The following is a 16,634-nucleotide window of genomic DNA, read 5'->3' on the forward strand; positions in this document are numbered from 1 at the left end:
TGAAAAAGAAATGTTGACAAGATTCTTGAATACATTATAATTAACTTTATTAATTCCGACTAAACTAATGTGTTTTATAAGGAAAAGGTGATTAAATTGTTTATCAATATCAGCAATGTCCAAAAACAATACGCAGACAAAAATAATCACCAGGTTGATATTTTAAAAGATATTAATCTTGGAGTAGATAAAGGTGAATTTGTTTCAATCCTTGGACCTTCCGGATGCGGGAAATCAACGCTCCTTTCAATTGTTGCAGGCCTTACACCGGCAACGGGAGGGGAAGTACTGGTAGCTGACAAAGTGATTGAGAAACCGGGGAAAGATCGGGGAATGGTGTTCCAGCAGGCTGCGCTTTTCCCGTGGCTGAATGTCCTTGAAAATGTCGTGTTTCCTTTAAAAAAAGAAATGCCAAAGAAGCAGGCTGAGGCAGAGGCAAAAAAGTACCTGCAAATGGTCCAGCTGAGCAATTACCTGGCTCATTATCCTCATGAACTCTCCGGCGGGATGCAGCAGCGTGTGGCGATTGCCCGGGCGCTGGCGATGAACCCGGATATCCTTTTGATGGATGAACCGTTTGGAGCACTTGATGAGCAGACGCGTACGCGGCTTCATGATCAGCTTGAGACCATCTGGTCAGAGACGAAAAAGACCATCTTGTTCGTCACCCACAGTATCTCTGAATCCATTAAGCTATCAGACCGGATCATCGTGATGGGAACAAAGCCTGGAATTATCCTGAAAGATATCAAGGTCGATATACCAAGACCCCGCCATGAGCATAAAAAAGAAATGGTTGAGCTTGAGGAATACATCATGGGCTTCCTGAAGAAGGAAATTGACAAGGTCATCAGGGAGGAGCTTGTACATGAATCCAAACATTAAAAGAATTCTATTTTTCACGGTTATTATCGCTTTCTGGTATACCGGAAGCAAGCTCGAATGGTGGCTGCCGATCATCCTTCCTTCACCCGAAAAAGTAATGGAAGCATTGATAATCGGATTCGAGGATAAGACATTGATTTACGACCTTATTGCCAGCTTCAAAAGGCTTGCAATCGGTCTCGGGCTTTCTCTCATCATCGGTACAGGTCTAGGTGTCCTGCTCGCAAAATCAAAAACGGCCGATGAGACGCTGGGTACGGTCGTACTCGCGCTGCAGAGCGTACCGAGCATCATCTGGCTGCCGTTGGCAATCATGTGGTTCGGGATGAATGAAAAAGCCGTCATCTTCGTTGTGGTGCTCGGCGGAACATTCGTCATGACACTTAATATCAGAGTGGGCATCAAAAATGTTTCGCCTTTATTCATCAAGGCAGCGAAAACAATGGGAGTAAATGGCTGGGATTTATATAAAAGGGTGATTTTCCCTGCAGCCATCCCTTATGTCGTAACAGGTTCAAGGCTTGCATGGGCATTTGCCTGGAGAGCCCTGATGGCAGGGGAACTGCTGAGCACAGGACCAGGCCTTGGCTACACGCTCCGTTATGCATCCGATTTCGGAAACATGGCGCTTGTTATCGGCGTCATGATCATCATAGGTATTATCGGTACAATCGTCGACCAGCTGATCTTCCAGCGTATTGAGAAATCGGTACTGAACCGCTGGGGACTTGAATCATAAAATAGGAGGGAATCAAATGAAAAAAGCAAGTTTATTTTTGGCATTTCTGTTTACGTTCGCGGTGCTTTTGGCAGGATGCGGGTCCAGCGGAGCAGATAAAGCTTCAGGTGAAAAAGAGAAAATCGTCATTGGCTACTTCCCTAATATCAACCATGTTCCCGCAATGGTAGCAAAGGATAAAGGGTACTTCGAAAAGCAGCTTGGTGATGGAACGACTATTGAGTACAAGACATTTGCAGAGGGCGGTTCTTTCATGACAGCCCTGAAAACCGGTGAAATTGATGCGGGGCTTGTGGGACCAGGCCCGGCAATGAACAACTACACAACAGGTGCGGACGTTAAAATCATCGCAGGTGCCTCCACTGGCGGTACGGTTGTGTTGGCAAGGAAAGGCGTCAAGATTGATTCAGTCGAAGACTTCCAGGGAAAAACGTTCATCACTCCGGGTGTAGGCTGCACCCATGATGTTCAGTATGAAACCTACCTGGAAGCAGAAGGCATCACATCACAGCGGATCGGCGGCACCATGAAACATCTTACCGGCCAGCCGGCACAATACGCTGCGATGCTGAAGGCAGGCAAAATTGATATCGCTGTTGCACCTGAGCCTTGGGCAGCCGTGATTCAAAAAGAAACCGATGCAGAGGTTGTCATTGGCTGGGATGAAGTATCCTTTGGCGAGACTCTTCCTGCATCTGTCATGGTCACTTCAGGTAAAATGATTGAAGAAAATCCTGATACGGTCCAGAAAATAATAGATGCTCATAAGGAAGCGGTAAACTTCATCAATGAAAATCCGGCAGAGGCCCAGCAAATCACAATCAAAGATATTAAAGAAACGACAGGGCAAGAGCTTGAAAAGGACGTTGTTGAGCTAGCCTGGGAACGAATCGGATTCACATATGAAGTCGATGCAGAGGCGATCCAGGACTTCTCCGATTCTTCCTACGCTTTAAAATTCCTTAAGGATAAGCCAGATTTCGCTAAATTGATTGATAACAACTTTCTGAATTAAAGAGTGAGGCACCGGGCAGAGATTGCCTGGTGCCTTTTTTCAGTTCATAACGTATCCCTCCCCATCAATAACCTGTTCTATTTTTGGGACAAAGGATTAAAATAGTTATAGATATGGTTGTACGTAAAGGGGGAAAAGCTATGGCGAGAAAGATGGGCTTTTATGGAGTCATCGCCTACGTGCTATATGGTTTTGCGGTCTACTGGTATCTCTTTTACTTTGCTGATAGTAATCTTCCGTTTGAGTTTGAAGGCTCGAGGGCGGATCCGGCCACGTTCCTGAACGGAAGGGAATTGATGCTGAGCGAGGAATATTCAAAAGTCAGGAATCTATTATTTTTCCTGTCCACGCCATTTGAATGGCTGTTTTATTTTCTGATCCTGCTGTTGGGTCTTTCAAAAGCCTTCAAGAAGTGGGGCGAAGAAAATACAAAGAATAAATATGGGCAAACGGCAATTTACTTGATCTGGCTGTCATTTTTTGCGTTCGTCGCAACCTTTCCGCTGAATTATATAAGTTATACGCTGTCAAAGACCTACAATATCTCAACCCAGACATTTGCTTCATGGATGAAGGACGAACTGATCGACTTCTGGGTCAATTATGCCTTGATGTTCGTCATTGTTACCGTCCTGTACTGGCTGATGAACAAATTCAAGAGGTTCTGGTGGCTGTTCGCCTGGATGCTTTCCGTGCCTTTCACGCTGTTTATCATGTTCCTGCAGCCTGTAGTGATCGACCCGCTCTATAATGATTTTTCCCCGCTGAAAAATAAGGAACTGGAAGCCAAGATCCTTGAGCTGGCAGGTGAAGCGAATATCCCTGCTGAGCATGTATTCGAAGTGGATATGGCTGAAAAAACAAATGCGCTTAATGCCTATGTATCAGGAATCGGCTCCAATTCACGCATTGTCCTCTGGGATACGACGCTGAACCGGCTGAATGACGATCAGATTTTGTTCATCATGGCCCATGAAATGGCGCATTATGTGGAGAAGCATTTATATGTCGGGATTGCCGGTTATCTTCTGCTGTCGTTATTTGGCCTTTACTTTGTCTCCAGGTTGATGAATTGGGCCATCGGACGCTGGGGCAAGGAATTCAAGCTAAAGCATCCTGGAGACTTGAGGTCTCTTCCGCTCTTTCTGATGTTCCTGTCAATGATCATGTTTACGGCCAGTCCAGTTTCCAACCTTGTGTCCCGCTATCAGGAGACAAGAGCGGATCGGTACGCCATCGAAATGACCGAAAATCCCGATGCTGCCATCTCTGCTTTCCAGGAATTGACGAAGGCAGGACTGAGCCAGGTAAACCCACCATTGCTGGTCAAAATCTTCCGCTACGGCCATCCGACGATGCTGGAACGAATATCACGCCTTGAGGAATTTGAAGTCGAGAAGAGGAATGAGCAGGAAGGATATTAGAAGTTAGATGCTTGCCAGAAAAAAGTCCTCGATATCCGAGGGCTTTTTGGTTTTGTAAATTTTTTTACAATAATAAAAAACCCCCTTTATAGGGGATTTCACTTATCTATGTGCCAAATTGTTTGTTGAGATCCTTCAATTCTTCTGTCAGGGTCAAGAACAAAATTTTGTCACGGTCATCGATTGCTTTATCAATTTTCGACAGCAATTTTTCTTTTTTCGTATTCAGCTGGATTTCGGATATAAGCATGTCAACATACAGGTCCAGAACAAAAGATTCCTTGGCTTTAATGCGTTTCATTACACTAGCCTTCATGACTTCAGAATACGATTTTTCTTTCACTGACCTCACCTCTTAGACCTTTTTTATATTATATGGAGGATGGAAAAGATAATCAACATAATTTTTATAATTTTTAGAAAATTTTTATCAGGATATCAAATGTGGCTAAAATCGGAACTTTTTTTGTTATTGGAGAAAATTTTAGCAATTATGATAAAATAGGGTATAAGGTATTTTTGAGGAGATGAAGGAATGGCAGGAAACTCTGGAAACCTAGTAGAAGAGTACGAAATCAATCCGTTTACCATGATTATTCTTCCTGAAGTGTATGGAAGCAGGATTTATTCAAGGGTGATCGAGCTCGAAGAAGAATTTTTGTCCCCATTCAGACCGATCGATATTATCAAGAAGAGCTGCAAGTACTTTGGCAGCAGCTATGAGGGAAGGAAAGAGGGAACAAAGCAGCTTACCGGAATCACCCATAAAATCCCCATCATTGTTGACCCCATAAGCTCCATTTACTTCATGCCCACAAGTTCGCCCACAAAACCGGATTGTATTTGGGTTGCACATGAACATGTGCTGTTCCATAAGAAGGTGGACGCCCAAAGTACTCAAGTCACTTTTCGAAATAAAAAAAGACTGATCCTGCCCGTATCCCATCACTCATTTGAAAACCAGGTGCTGAGGACGTCCCTCCTGCGAACAAAATTCATGCAGCGGATGAAGGAAACAGAACGGAAAGCCCTCTATCTGCTTCATGGTCCAAAATTCAATGATTCACAGGGCTATCCCCAAGCCAACCTTGTCAGTGAGGCTTTCCAAAAAGAGTAGCCAAAAAGGAATCCATGCTCTCAGCCGGATTCCTTTTCTATTGCCTTGATTGCAGGATCAAACGATTTGAAGCGTTTGAACAGGTAATACACCATCAATTCCTGGACTTTATTGCGAATGCGGGGATTGAAATAGTTATGGTGTTCCTCATAACCTTGATAGATGAAGAGAAACATGGTAAAGGCATCATCCCGCTTGACTTCCTCCACCTTTAGATTGTTTTTCTTGAGGTAGCTTTTCACTTTCGCGAGTTCTTTCTGGACTGCTTTCATTGTTTCTTCAATTAGTTCCAAATATGGCTTCTTCAATTTAAATGGACTTTTCTCCACGACAGAAAGATCCCGATTCAGTACCACCAGCACCATAGGCAAATAGATGGCCTGTTCCATAATATCGCGGTCTTTTTCAGGAATCCTCGTCATTTTGCTCTGCCCCTTCAGGATATAATAAGAACATCTGTTCGTAATAATCGTACTGGATTCACAAGCGAATTTCAAGAGCGAAAATATTTTTCTCATTACTAACATAATTGCCAATCATAAATGAAAACTTACGATTGGTGTCCAAAAAAGCATGTTTGGAGGAAAAGAGGTCACCAATAAGGCTGATTGGCGCCCTGAAAATCCAGTAATGTGAAAAATAGGTCACCAATAAGGTTGATTGGCGCCCTGAAGATCCAGTGATTAGAAAAAGAGGTCACCAATAAGGCTGATTGGCGCCCTGGAAATCCAGTAATTTGAAAAATAGGTCACCAATAAGGCAGATAGGCGTCCGAAAAATCCAGTAATTAGAAAAATGAGCCAATAAGGTGATCCATATGGACTTAGAAAAAAAGAATCAAAAATAATCTTAAAAATAAAGCAGGAAAGTTATTTCTGTTATCGAAATAAACTAAATGGAACGATTTTTATACAGGAAGGGAAGGCTCTAGAATGGCTGAGAAAAGATTTCTTAAAGCAGAGGACTTATTCGAGTTAAAATCGGTGACAGATCCGCAGTTTTCTCCTGACGGAAAAAAGTGTGTGTTTGTCCAGACTGAAATGCTGGAAAAGAAGAATGATTATGCTTCAAATTTATACATACTTGACATAGAAAATGGCGGTGAGCCAGTGCAGTGGACCTTCGGTGAGCACCGTGCCCATTCGCCGCGCTGGTCACCGGATGGAACGAAGCTTGCTTTCGTATCCAACCGTAGCGGTAAAAGTCAGATTTATGTGCTGAATGCGAATGGAGGAGAAGCAAAGCAGGTTACTTCCTTCAAGAATGGGGCTAGCGGGCCGGTCTGGTCGCCAGATGGAGGAAGAATTGCCTGTTCGGTTTCGCTGAAGCCTGATGAGGATTTGCTGGAGAAGGAAGAAGAGAAGAAGGACGATAAGAAGCTGGAACCATTTGCAGCGGAAGAAATGAAGTACAAATCAGACGCTGCTGGATTTTGGGACGGCAAATATAAGCAGACAGCTGTAGTCAATCTGGCGGATGGCGGATCAGAGTTGATTGCGAAAGGTGAGATGGATTTCCATTTGCAATGCTGGTCACCTGATGGCAAAAGCATCGTCGTTTCAGCAGATGACACAACCGAGAGGGATTTCTCTTTCAAGAGCGACTTATGGCTGCTTGAGGTTGAAACGGGTAAGAAAACAAAAATCACCAATGGCAAAGGTTACTTCGGTAATGCTTCCTGTTCACCGGATGGCAGATACCTTGGCTACACAGGGCATGAGCGGGAATACGAAAATGCAACCTTAACCCAGCTTTGGGTTCAAGAACTGGAGACAGGAAATGTCCAGTGCATCACCGAGAACATGGATATCCTTGTCGGAGATGCAGTTGCCGCGGACTTCCAGCAGGGAGCATATAGTCCGGGACTGATTTGGGGAGAGGACAGCGAGAGCTTTTATTTTCTGGCGAGCGACGAGGGGAATACCGTTTTGTACTTTGGCAACCTTGGCGGCGAAATTTACCCGGCTCTATTGGATCAGCAGCATGTATATGGCTATACACTTGATCCAAAGAACCAGAGGATCATTGCTGCAATCAGCAACCCGGTTTTCCCGGGCGAACTGTTCCAGCTCGAAGTACCGACAGGAGAAATGAAGCAGTTAACCTCAGTGAATGAAAAGTTCCTTGAGGGTGTTACCTTATCGAAGCCAGAGCCGATTTTATTTGCGGCAACTGACGGCACGCCGCTTCATGGGTGGATCATGAAGCCGGCTGGATATGAAGCCGGAAAGAAATACCCGCTGATTCTTGAAATCCACGGAGGCCCGCATGCCATGTATGCAAATTCGTATTTTAACGAATTCCAGATTCTCGCGGCTGAAGGTTATGGAGTGCTTTATATCAACCCGCGAGGCAGCCATGGATACGGGCAGCAGTTCGTTAATGCCGTAAGAGGGGACTATGGCGGCGGAGATTATCAGGATGTCATGGATGCCGTTGACTATGCGCTTGAGCACTATGATTTCATCGACAGCGAGCGGCTCGGTGTCACCGGAGGAAGCTATGGCGGCTTTATGACCAACTGGATTGTCGGCCACACTGACCGGTTCAAGGCAGCTGTCACACAGCGCTCGATTTCGAACTGGATTAGTTTTTACGGCGTCAGCGATATCGGCTATTATTTCACAGAGTGGCAAATACAGGCCGATCTCAATGATCTGGAAACATTGTGGAAGCATTCGCCGCTGGCTTATGCGAATCAAATCAATACACCATTGCTGATTCTTCATAGTGAAAAGGACTACCGTTGTCCGATTGAACAGGCAGAACAGCTGTTTATCGCCTTGAAAAGGCAGGGCAAGGAAACTAAATTCATCCGCTTCCCTGAGTCGAACCATGAGCTTTCAAGAAGCGGCAAGCCTAATCTTCGCTTAAGCCGCCTGCAGTCCATTGTCGATTGGTTTAATAAATATTTATAAGTCTATTTCCGCGGCCTTGCTCAATGCCGCGGTTTATTTTTGAAAATTTCTCCAGAAAAGTTTAAGGTTATAGTGAAAGAAGGAAAATATACTAATAATGATTGTTCTTAACACTACCTATAATCGGAAGGATTTTTCCCATGAGATATGAGCGGCATCAGCGCAAGAAGAAGAGAAAGAGAATCAGGTGGTCGAGTGTTTTCCTCATTTTGTTCCTATTGGTCGGGGCAGCAGTATTATACTCCTATTTCCAATATCGTTCCGGTGTGAATGATTCGGCCAAGTCTGCCGAGCAGAACCAGCAGGAATATCACTTCGATGGTGAGCGTGACGCGAATGGCCTTACCAATATTCTGCTCCTGGGCAGTGATGCGAGAGGCGATGAAAATTCGCGTGCGGATACAATTATGATCGCCAGCTATAATCCTGACACAGGATCCTACAAATTGACTTCAATCATGAGGGATACCTACGTGGACATACCGGGCTACGGGAAAAATAAAATTAACGCCGCACTGGCTCTTGGCGGGAAAAACGGCGGGCCTGAGCTTCTCCGGCAAACGATCAAGGAAAATTTCGAGGTCAGTCTTCAGTATTATGCCATCGTTGATTTCGAGGGATTTGTCCGTCTGGTGGATGAAGCCTTCCCTGAGGGCGTTGAAGTCAACGTCGAGAAGCGGATGTCGAAGGGGATTGGTGTAACCCTGGAGCCAGGGTTACAGAGGCTGGACGGAAAACACTTGCTTGGATATGTCCGCTTCCGGCAGGACGCGGTCGGAGATTTTGGCCGTGTGGAGCGGCAGCAAAATGTCATCAAGGAAGTAGGCAGACAGTTTGCCAGCATCCAGACGCTGCCGAAGCTGCCAAAACTGGTAGGAGTCGTGACCCCGTTTATCAATACGAATATGGACAGTGGCGATATCCTTTTCATGGGGAAAGGGCTGTTATCAAAGGATAACCGCGATATTGAAACAATGAGAATCCCGGTCGAAGGTTCTTTTGAGAACCAGAGGGTGAGCGCAGGCGCGGTCCTGGCAATCGATCTCGAAGCAAACAGGCAGGCCCTGAAGGAATTTTTATCTCGTTAATTTCGTCACACAACAGCAGGCAATGAGGTGTACAATTTATCCTGAAGAGGTAAAGAGGATAGTGAGGGTAAGTTCCTGCTGAATAGACGGAGAGAAGACCTTAGTTGTTGGACAAGGAGATTTCAATGGATCTTGAATGGATGAAAGAATGGTTTACAATCGAGAATATTATGGATTTGCTTAAACAGTACCGGTCATTCGGCCCGATACCTGGGATATTGCTGCCAATGCTTGAGGCGTTTCTGCCATTTTTGCCGCTGTTTTTATTTGTGATGGCGAATGTAAATGCCTTTGGGCTTTGGTTTGGTTTTCTTTTTTCCTGGATCGGTGCGGTGCTTGGAGCATTGATTGTTTTTTTGATTTTCCGAAATTATGGACAGGGACGGATCCTGCGCTTTCTGCAGCGTCATCCAAAGGTCCAGAAAGGGATGAACTGGATTGAACGACATGGATTCGGCCCTATTTTCCTGATCCTGTGCTTTCCTTTTACCCCGTCTGCCCTCGTCAATATTGTGGCAGGGCTTTCGAAAATCAGCATGGCTCAATATATGCTGGCAGTCATTACGGGGAAAATGGTGATGATATTCACGATCAGCTTTGTCGGGTATGACCTGCGTTCCTTGATCACCAATCCTGCGCGGACAGCCCTTGTTCTAGTAATCATCGCAATCCTTTGGTATATCGGCAAAAGAATTGAAGTAAAAATGAATATGAGTGTCGGAAAAGACGATAATGATTGATAGCTGGTTCAGGATAAACAGGTGGTGACGTATTCAATGAGAGACGCTGTAAAAAAAGAGGGATTCGAGTGGATCAAGGCTTTTGCGCTTGGCATGGTCATTTTTGTCTTTATCAGGGTGTTCTTCTTTTCCAACTATATAGTGGAGGGAGAATCAATGGTTCCCACTCTGGAGGAAGGAAATAAAGTCGTTGTCAACAAGCTGGGATACGAGACAGACGATCTAAAGAGGTTTGATGTCATTGTTTTTCATGCGAATGAAGAGGAAGACTTTGTGAAGCGTGTCATTGGCCTGCCCGGTGACAAGATTGAATACCGTGAGGATCAGCTGTTTGTCAACGGAAAGAAAGTGAACGAACCGTTCCTGGAGGTCTACAGAAACGAATCGCCCGGGGGCTATTTGACTGGCGATTTCACTCTTGAAGACCTGACTGGGGAAGAACGGGTTCCGAAGGGAATGCTCTTCGTCCTCGGGGATAACCGTCTTGGCAGCTGGGACAGCCGGCAATTCGGGTTCATTTCCGAGAAACAGGTCGTTGGCAAGGTCAATCTCCGATACTGGCCGCTGGAGGAAATGGATGTATCATTTTAAGATGTCTTACATATAAAAAAGACTCGGCAATTTTCGAGTCTTTTTTTGTTTCCACTATGTTAGAATAGTATAAATATTACAAAAATAGGACGGAGATCATATGCAGGGAACATTGCCGTTAATTAAAACAAAATTGATGGTTCCTGGCTTGCAGGAGCAATGGATCCGGCGGGCTAAATTCTCAAAAAAAATGAAAGCGATTTCGGAAAAACCGCTGACAATCATCCAGGCAGGGGCCGGCTACGGGAAGAGCACGGCCCTTACGATGTTTGTCCAGGATGAAAAGCAGATGTGCTGCTGGTATACCATCACTTCTTCAGATGATGATATTCTTCCTTTTTTATCGTATTTGACAGCCTCGATCCAAACTTTGCATCCAGATTTTGGCAGCGAACTGGTCACCTATATGAAAAAAATGGACCGCTACATCAGGGAAGAAGAATTGGGGATGCTCTGCTCGATCTTCATCAATGAAATCCTTCAGATACCTGAGCCCCTTACCATCATACTGGATGATTACCACGCGATTGAGCACTCCTATCATATCAATGTCTGGCTGGAAAAATTGCTCGAGCATATGCCAGGACAACTCCATCTTGTCATCTCGACCCGGACAAGGCCAGGGTGGAAAATCCTCGCAAAGCTCAAGGCAAAAAACGAGTTAAATGAACTTACAAAGACAGACCTGATTTTTGGCAAAGATGAAATTGAGTTACTGCTATCGGATTTTTACCAGCTTGCCATTTCAGATGAACAAGTTGACCAGCTGTATCACATTACAGAAGGTTGGGTCATTGCGATCGGCATGATTGCCCAGCAGCTGCCCCATTTGCAGAGCCTGGATGAGCTCTTGGCAGAACCGGCAAAGTCACTTGAGGATCTGTTCCAATACCTCGTCTATGAGGTGTTTTCAAAACAGCCGCCGATGATTCAGCAATTCCTCGAACAGACCAGCATCTTTGAAGAAATCAGTCCCGATGTGTGCGATCATATCCTCGGAATGAACGGCTCGATCCAAATGCTTCAGCAGCTGACTTCAAAGAATCTGTTCATCCACCAGGTTGGTGACAGCCAATTCCGCTATCATGCTCTTTTTCGCGAGTTCCTTGAAAACAGGCTGATCCATGGCCAGACAGGCCAATACAAAAATTTGATGCTGAACTGTGCACGGTTTTACGAAAAACGGGGGCAATGGGAAGATGCATTGTATTGCTATGAGAAAATCGGACAATTTGATGCGGCCGCCGCGATCATGAATGAACAGGGACTGGAGCTTCTTGAGCACGGGAAGCTTGAAAACCTGTATGAGCGATTGACAAAGATCCCGCTGGAAGAAAAGAAACGCTACAGCTCCCTGTTGTTCCTCGAGGGCGAGGTGTATCGATATCGTTCTTTGTACGGGCAGGCCGAAACGAGCTATGACCTTGCCGTCCAAACAGCTGACAGACAGGGTGATATACATTGGAAAAGCAAGGCGCTCGAGGGCAAAGCAAAAATCTATCTTGATACGATTCAGCCGCTAAAGGCAGAGCGGATCCTTGCACAGGCAATCGAGCTGCGGGAAAAAGCGATGCTTTCCGGTACAGAAAAGGAAACAGGGAGACTGTACCAGCTTCTCGCTGAGAATTTGATCAACTCCGGGCAGGCCTTGAAGGCTGAAAAGTGGATGGAACGGGCGAAGTCGATGGGGGTGCATATGGAGGATGGCAACCTTGAAGCGCGGCTTTACCTAAGGACAGGCAGATTTGAAGAAGCAAGAAGGATATTAACAGCGATGAAAGAAGTCGATGGGGGAGCAGGAAATGAGCATCTGCCGCAATCCCACCGTGAAACGGATTTACTCCTTGCTTTGATTGAAGCATTCATTGGGAATGGAATGCAGGCGAAAGCCTTGTCCCAGTCAGGGATTCAGCATGGAATCAAGATGCAGGCTCCATATGTAGAAGCATGCGGCTGGATCAGGATGGGACACAGTGTCCAATTGCTCGGCCAATACGATTGGCAGCTGGCTGAAAAATGCTACGAAACCGCGCTCCAGATTATGGGACGGTTGGATATGGAGAGGGGAAAGGCCGAACCTTTGATGGGCCTCTGCCTTCTGTATGGAAGCAGGCGTGAGTTTGAAAAAGCTGCTGACGCCGGGAGAAAGGCCCTGCTTGAAACAGAAAGGGTAAAGGATATTTGGCTTTCTGCCCTGATTACGTTATGCATGGCCATATCGGCAATCTACAACCATAAGTTCGCGGAAGCCGGAGAAGGACTTTGCAAAGCTGAAGTGCTTTTCAGCCAGTGCGGAGATGAGTATGGCAAAATGCTGATGGCATTTTGGGAATCCTATTATTTATTTCTGCTGCAGGATGAACAGGGATTCAAGGCTGCGTTCAATCGGTTTTTAAAGCAGTTGAAATCGGGTGATTATGAGTTTTTCCTGAAAAAACGGACCACATTTGGGCCGAGGGATCTGCAGGTATTTGCCCCCATGCTGATCGAGGCAGTAAAGAAGGGAATTGTCCCATCCTACGCGGAGAAGCTTTTGGAGGACCTCAAGCTCCCGCGCCTGATTTCCCATCCTGGCTACACCCTTAAAATCCAGACGCTCGGCCATTTCAGGGTATGGCTTGGTGACAGGGAAGTGGAGGACAGGGATTGGCAAAGAGGAAAGGCTAAGGAGCTTTTTCAATTGTTTTTGACAAAGAGGAACCAATACCTGCAAAAGGAGGATCTCTTCCAGATTCTTTGGCCAATGCATGAGGAAAAGAATGCGGACAGGGATTTCAAGGTTGCATTGAATGCGTTGAATAATGTACTAGAACCAGCGAGAAAGGCAAGGGCCGCTCCGTTTTTCATCATCAGGGAAGGCGCAGGATACGGATTGAATCCCCAGGCGGCAGTTGAATTGGATTCACAGTTATTTGAAGAGTGGGCTGAAGCAGGATTGGACGAGCGAAACGCAGAAAAGTCGATAGAGGAGCTCGGCCGTGCCCTTCGTTTGTATCATGGAGACTATCTTCCGGAAAGAAGATATGAGGATTGGTGCATCAATGAACGTGAACGGCTGCTAGTCTATTTTTTACGCAGTGCCGAAAAACTGGCCCAGCTGAGTGTCAGGCGGGAAGACTATAATTCGGCCATTCACTGGTGCCAGAAGATCTTGCAAAAGGACAGGACCTGGGAAGAGGCCTACCGCTTGTTGATGTTTTGCTATTATCGAAAAAATAATCGGCCGCAGGGGATCAAATGGTACAAAAAATGCTGTGAAGTGCTGGAAGAGGAATTAGGGGTCACTCCTCTTGAACCTACCAGGCATATGTATGAGATGATCATAGAAGGACAAAATCAAGGAGTCTAGGAGACTGGCAAATGACAGCAAAAAAACAGATTCATAGTTCGCTAAAAGTTTTACTAGTAGCCAATCTTGAAAAATCGAAAGAATTTTACAAGGAAGTTTTGGGCTGTGAAGTGACAGACTGGTGGGTTCTGCGGGATGGTTTTACCGGGATGGCGATGAAGCTGCTCCAAGCAGGAAATCCGCAGGATGTAAGGCCCAATCCGCCGGCAGCTGGCGAGGAGCTGGGATTCGACCTATATTGTTACACAGAGGACTGGGAGTCGCTGGATGAACTTTATGAGGAATTCAAGGTAAAAGGGGCTTTCATTGCAAAAGAGCCATGGGTGGATGAAAACAATGGCCCCTGGAAGGAATTCGCCATCAAGGATCCTGATGGCTACTGCATTGCATTCGGCGGCACGGACGGCACGTAAAGATTATACCGCAGTCATGATCCGGTCGAAATAGCTTTTAAGAATCAGCCATCTTGCAGGGTAAGTGGTTGCAAAGTCTTCGATTGATTCATTGGAGTACATCATCAGGCAGTCCACCTGCCGTTTATGCAGCCTTAAGTCATAGAGGAGGGCGTGCGGGATCGTATAGTGCTGGTGAAGCTGATATGGATTCAATTTCACAGGCGTGATGCCCCTCTCCTCCATATATTCTTTTAGGGCAGCTTGCTGGAAAACAGAACTTTCATCAAGGGAAAGCCCGTTTATATGAATCTGTTCATTGATAAAATAGATTCCTTGCATAGAAAATCCCCTCCATTTTTTAGGCAATACAGTTCAATTATTGCCATAAAATTAGGAGGGGATACTTTCTTACCTTTCTCCGCGTTTCAAATGATTCATTTTTCTCTTCCACAACCTGAACAAAGACCATATCACAATGACAATCAGGGCGCTTTCACACGCGCTTATGGCCAGTTCGAACAACACTCTCCCCAAGTCTTCAAGTTCGGTGAACCCGAACTTCTGAATTTCCAGTGAAAAAAATAACTTATAAATACTGTGGAGGATAAAAATAAAGGGAAACAGTCTCCAGAAGAACGTTTTGATGCTCTGCGGCAAGTTAAGGATCAAATCTCATCCCCCATTTCTACCGATGACGGAATTTGTAGATGAGCCCTGCCAGGATATTAGCTGGAATGAAAAGTGGGTTAGATTGCAGGTTCATATGCAGCACTTCTTCCTGGACAGGCATGTTTTCGTACAATTCATGCTGTTTCATACTTTTCTTTTTCTTCAACTCTTCCATTTTTTTAATATACCGATACTGGATTGGCGTCATGATGGCTGTTGTGATGATCAGCGGCACAGCAAATAGCATGGCGACGAAAAAATATATGGAATCCATGGATGATGCCCTCCTTTTGAAGATACTCTTAATACGGAAAAATCTAGCTTAAAGTTTCGTGAAATACTATTTTTTCCACCCCTTCTCAATGCCCTGTTTTTGATGTAACTCATTTGTAACTGCCGTTTTTTATGATGATGTCAAAGCTTCGTGAGCTTTAACGATTTTAAAGGGGGAAAGGAAATGAAAGCTGGTAATCGGAATTTTGCTTTATCTATTATGCTGATTTTGGTCCTGATGTTTGCGAGTGCCTGCAGTGGTTCCGGATCAGAAAAGTCGGGCGGAACTGAAGGAACAGATGGTAAAGAGGAGCCGAAAAATACAGAACCGATCAAGATCGGTGTTCTGGCATCCCAGACTGGCGGACTTGAGGCTTATGGCAAGCAAACGCTCCGCGGCTTCGAGCTGGGTCTTGAGTACGCGACGGATGGAACAAATGAAGTAGCAGGACGCAAGATTCAGTTCATCGTTGAAGACACAGAAACCAAACCGGAAGTAGCTGTACAGAAGGCGACAAAGCTTTTAGAAGAGGATAAAGTAGACTTCCTTGTTGGTTCTTCAAGTTCTGGTGATACACTAGCCGTTCTGCCGCTGGCTGAAGAATATGAAAAAATCATGATTGTCGAGCCTGCTGTGGCAGACAGCATCACAGGTTCTGAGTTCAATGAGTTTATATTCCGCACGGCCCGCAACTCTTCCCAGGATGCTGTTGCAGGTGCTGCTGCGATCGCGAAGGATGGTGTGAAAATCGCCACTCTTGCTCCTGATTATTCGTTTGGCCGTGATGGCGTTGCTGCCTTCAGGGAAGCCGCTGAAAAGCTTGGGGCGGATATTATCCATGAAGAATATGCAGATCCGGCTGCAACAGATTTCACCTCGAACATCCAGAAGATCATTGACAAGAAGCCTGATTATTTATTCGTTGTCTGGGCTGGGGCGAACTCCCCATGGAACCAGATTGCTGATATGAAGGTTCAGGAAAAAGGCATTAAGATTTCTACTGGAGCTCCTGATATCGCCGCACTTGCGACGATGGAGCCGCTTGTCGGCATGGAAGGTTTCACCGTTTACTACCATGATCTCCCACAGAATGATATCAACAGGTGGCTGGTGGAAGAGCATAAAAAGCGTTTCAATGGCGACCTTCCTGATCTCTTCACGCCAGGAGGCATGACTGCAGCGATGGCAATTGTCGAAGCGCTGAAGAAAACAGAGGGTGACACCGATTCCAAGAAGCTGATTGAAACGATGGAAGGCATGAGTTTTGATACGCCAAAAGGCAAGATGACCTTCCGTGAAGAAGACCACCAGGCAATGCAGGCATTATATGCAATCAAGCTGGAGAAAAAGGAAGGAGTAAACTATCCGGTTCCTGTCCTGATTCGCGAGCTGACGCCGGAGGAAACCGCTCCGCCAATCCGCAACTAACA

General features: G+C 45.6%; 16 protein-coding genes. 12 read left to right on the top strand and 4 right to left on the bottom strand.

Annotated elements, in window-relative coordinates; genetic code table 11:
* The first annotated feature begins 96 nt into the window (after window positions 1-96).
* The 4 genes from EJA10_RS01235 (at window position 97) to EJA10_RS01250 (ending at window position 4,063) form a co-directional block, all read left to right on the top strand.
* Window positions 97-885 (top strand): ABC transporter ATP-binding protein, encoded by a 789-nt coding sequence (locus EJA10_RS01235; RefSeq protein WP_125478173.1) that lies wholly within the window; start codon window positions 97-99, stop codon window positions 883-885.
* Window positions 869-1,624: an ABC transporter permease gene (locus EJA10_RS01240; protein ID WP_125478174.1), complete on the top strand. Its 756-nt coding sequence runs from the start codon at window positions 869-871 to the stop codon at window positions 1,622-1,624. Before EJA10_RS01235 ends, EJA10_RS01240 begins: the two co-directional genes overlap by 17 nt.
* Before the next feature lie 16 nt (window positions 1,625-1,640).
* A complete protein-coding gene (locus EJA10_RS01245) occupies window positions 1,641-2,639 on the top strand; it encodes an aliphatic sulfonate ABC transporter substrate-binding protein (protein ID WP_125478175.1) in 999 nt (332 codons plus the stop codon).
* Between the two features lie 140 nt (window positions 2,640-2,779).
* Window positions 2,780-4,063 carry a M48 family metallopeptidase gene (locus EJA10_RS01250; RefSeq protein ID WP_125478176.1) on the top strand — a complete coding sequence of 428 codons (1,284 nt, stop codon included), beginning with the start codon at window positions 2,780-2,782 and terminating at the stop codon, window positions 4,061-4,063.
* Window positions 4,064-4,169: 106 nt separating this feature from the next.
* Here EJA10_RS01250 and EJA10_RS01255 read toward each other — a convergent pair whose 3' ends face one another.
* Window positions 4,170-4,406, bottom strand: coding sequence for an IDEAL domain-containing protein (locus tag EJA10_RS01255; protein WP_125478177.1), 237 nt, complete (start codon window positions 4,404-4,406; stop codon window positions 4,170-4,172).
* Between the two features lie 192 nt (window positions 4,407-4,598).
* On the opposite strand from EJA10_RS01255, the gene EJA10_RS01260 reads away from it, so the two are divergent.
* Window positions 4,599-5,180: a competence protein ComK gene (locus EJA10_RS01260; protein ID WP_125478178.1), complete on the top strand. Its 582-nt coding sequence runs from the start codon at window positions 4,599-4,601 to the stop codon at window positions 5,178-5,180.
* A gap of 20 nt (window positions 5,181-5,200) precedes the next feature.
* Here EJA10_RS01260 and EJA10_RS01265 read toward each other — a convergent pair whose 3' ends face one another.
* Window positions 5,201-5,602, bottom strand: a complete 402-nt coding sequence (locus EJA10_RS01265; RefSeq protein ID WP_125478179.1) for a YhjD family protein — start codon at window positions 5,600-5,602, stop codon at window positions 5,201-5,203.
* A gap of 510 nt (window positions 5,603-6,112) precedes the next feature.
* Here EJA10_RS01265 and EJA10_RS01270 point away from each other — a divergent pair.
* The 6 genes from EJA10_RS01270 to EJA10_RS01295 all read left to right on the top strand — a co-directional run bounded on the left by EJA10_RS01270 (window position 6,113) and on the right by EJA10_RS01295 (window position 14,279).
* Window positions 6,113-8,098: a S9 family peptidase gene (locus EJA10_RS01270; protein WP_125478180.1), complete on the top strand. Its 1,986-nt coding sequence runs from the start codon at window positions 6,113-6,115 to the stop codon at window positions 8,096-8,098.
* A gap of 140 nt (window positions 8,099-8,238) precedes the next feature.
* Entirely contained in the window at window positions 8,239-9,186 is a 948-nt protein-coding gene (locus EJA10_RS01275; RefSeq protein WP_125478181.1) for an LCP family protein, read from the top strand.
* Window positions 9,187-9,311: 125 nt separating this feature from the next.
* Window positions 9,312-9,926, top strand: coding sequence for a TVP38/TMEM64 family protein (locus EJA10_RS01280; RefSeq protein ID WP_125478182.1), 615 nt, complete (start codon window positions 9,312-9,314; stop codon window positions 9,924-9,926).
* A 36-nt stretch (window positions 9,927-9,962) separates the two neighbouring features.
* Window positions 9,963-10,517, top strand: a complete 555-nt coding sequence (gene lepB / locus EJA10_RS01285) for a signal peptidase I (RefSeq protein WP_125478183.1) — start codon at window positions 9,963-9,965, stop codon at window positions 10,515-10,517.
* 100 nt (window positions 10,518-10,617) lie between these two features.
* Entirely contained in the window at window positions 10,618-13,866 is a 3,249-nt protein-coding gene (locus tag EJA10_RS01290; protein WP_125478184.1) for an AfsR/SARP family transcriptional regulator, read from the top strand.
* An 11-nt stretch (window positions 13,867-13,877) separates the two neighbouring features.
* Window positions 13,878-14,279 carry a VOC family protein gene (locus tag EJA10_RS01295; protein ID WP_125478185.1) on the top strand — a complete coding sequence of 134 codons (402 nt, stop codon included), beginning with the start codon at window positions 13,878-13,880 and terminating at the stop codon, window positions 14,277-14,279.
* Window positions 14,280-14,282: 3 nt separating this feature from the next.
* On the opposite strand, the gene EJA10_RS01300 is transcribed toward EJA10_RS01295, so the two are convergent.
* Complete coding sequence (locus EJA10_RS01300; protein WP_125478186.1) at window positions 14,283-14,600, bottom strand: hypothetical protein; 318 nt, start codon at window positions 14,598-14,600, stop codon at window positions 14,283-14,285.
* A gap of 346 nt (window positions 14,601-14,946) precedes the next feature.
* Entirely contained in the window at window positions 14,947-15,204 is a 258-nt protein-coding gene (locus EJA10_RS01305; RefSeq protein ID WP_246017636.1) for a DUF3949 domain-containing protein, read from the bottom strand.
* Between the two features lie 183 nt (window positions 15,205-15,387).
* Between EJA10_RS01305 and EJA10_RS01310 the strand changes: the two genes are divergently transcribed.
* The gene (locus EJA10_RS01310) at window positions 15,388-16,632 is read left to right on the top strand and encodes a substrate-binding domain-containing protein (RefSeq protein WP_125478187.1); all 1,245 of its coding nucleotides are present in this window, start codon (window positions 15,388-15,390) and stop codon (window positions 16,630-16,632) included.
* Window positions 16,633-16,634 lie beyond the last annotated feature (2 nt).

It is taken from the genome of Mesobacillus subterraneus (assembly GCF_003937825.1).
In the GTDB taxonomy this organism is placed as follows: Bacteria; Bacillota; Bacilli; order Bacillales; family Cytobacillaceae; genus Mesobacillus; species Mesobacillus subterraneus.